The organism is Rhizobium sp. AAP43 (assembly GCF_001296045.1).
GTDB lineage: Bacteria > Pseudomonadota > Alphaproteobacteria > Rhizobiales > Rhizobiaceae > Allorhizobium.
This window is the reverse complement of sequence record NZ_LJHS01000011.1, coordinates 1-1,520: the sequence shown is the minus strand read 5'-3', so window position 1 is coordinate 1,520 and position 1,520 is coordinate 1. Positions and strand designations below refer to the sequence as shown.

The window sequence follows — 1,520 nt, the reverse complement described above, 5'->3', positions numbered from 1 at the left end:
TGCACCGCCTTGACCACCTCGCCCGCCACGCCCAGCACCGCGTTGCGCGCAAACCCCGTGGTCACGGTCCGGGGCTGCTCGCCCTGGTCCTCGGGCTCAGAGGCAAAGCCGGGGGCCTCCTGGGCGGCCTTGATGAGGGCGGAGAAGTCTTTCTTCTCGCCCACGGTGCCGTCGATGTGGCTCACCCCCTCCCACCCGACCTCGCCGGTAGTGAAGATGCGCTTGGAGTAGCCCGGGCGGGGCTCGATGATGCAGTTGGTGGTCATCAGGATGGGGCCCGGAAACTCGGCAAAGTCCTTTTGCTGGCGCCACCATGAGTTGCCGAAGTTGCCTGCCAGGTGCTTGTACTTCTTGAGGCCGGGGTAGCCGTGGGCGGGCAGCATCTCCCCGTGGGTGTACACGTTGATGCCGGTGCCCTCGGTCTGGTCCAGCAGCTGGCGCAGGTCCTCCATGTCGTGCCCCGACACCAGGATGCCCTTGCCCTTGCGCGGGCTCAGCCGCACGGGGGAGGGCTCCGGGTGGCCAAACTTGGCCACATGCCCGCCGTCCAGCAGCGCCATGCTCTCCAGGTTGACCTCGCCCGTCCGCAGGATCATGCCCAGCACCTTGCCGACGTCCGAGGCATCAGGGGAGCAGAGGAACGCGTACGCCTCTGCGATGAACTTGTCCACGGTTGCGGAGCGCTGGCCCAGCATGGCGGCGTGGTGGGTGTAGGCCGCCAGGCCGCGCAGGCCGTAGGTCAGCATCTCTTGCAGGCCCAGGATGGTGGGGTCGATCTTGTGCCGCCGGTGCTCCAGGCTGGTCATCTGGCCCAGTGCCACCAGCTGGGACAGCGAGGACCCGGCCAGGAAGCCCTGGTCCAGGCGCCACTGGGCGGGGTGGGCCAGCAGATCAAACTGGGGCAGGCCCTCGGGGGCGGGGGGCGCGCCGTCGACGCCGGCGGCGCGGCAGGCGGCCTCCACAGCGTCCACCATGCGGTGGCTCTCCTGGACATACTCCTTGAAGCGCGCATCGTCAAAGTTCACGTTGGTCAGGCAGGCAAAGGTGGCACTCTGGATGAAGTTGTACGCCTCCTGCGGCACCTGCACACCCTGCGCGGCCGCCCAGTGCACCCAGCAGGACAGCCCCTTGACGCTGTAGGTCAGCAGGTCCTGCAGCACCGTGGTCTCGGGGGTTTTCCCACACACGCCCTTGGTGGTGCAGCCGGTGCCGTTCTTGGTCTGCTCGCACTGGTAACAGAACATGGCATTCTCCATGATGGGCTTGGCAGGGGCGGGCTCAGCGGCGGCAGAAAAGGCGCGGCTCAGCAGCGCCGGGCTGGCACGCGCGGCTCCTGTGGCGAGGCTACTGGAGGCCAGGCGGCTGCCCAGCGTGCGCAGGGAGCGCGCAGCTTGCCGGGAAGCCATGGCAGCAAGGGTGGGCAAGGCCGATCACTGGGAGCGGGAGGGGGGTTGGGGTGGAGTGACAGACCGCACAAGCGACCAGAAGCCCGCACGAGAATAGAAAAGCCTACCAGCGGG

1 protein-coding gene is annotated in these 1,520 nt (G+C 68.0%); it reads right to left on the bottom strand.

All coding sequences use genetic code 11. From position 1 onward, the window contains the following. The coding region (gene hcp / locus IP76_RS08600) for a hydroxylamine reductase (RefSeq protein WP_156318525.1) at positions 1-1,424 on the bottom strand (1,424 nt) is incomplete at its 3' end. Between the last annotated feature and the right edge of the window lie 96 nt (positions 1,425-1,520).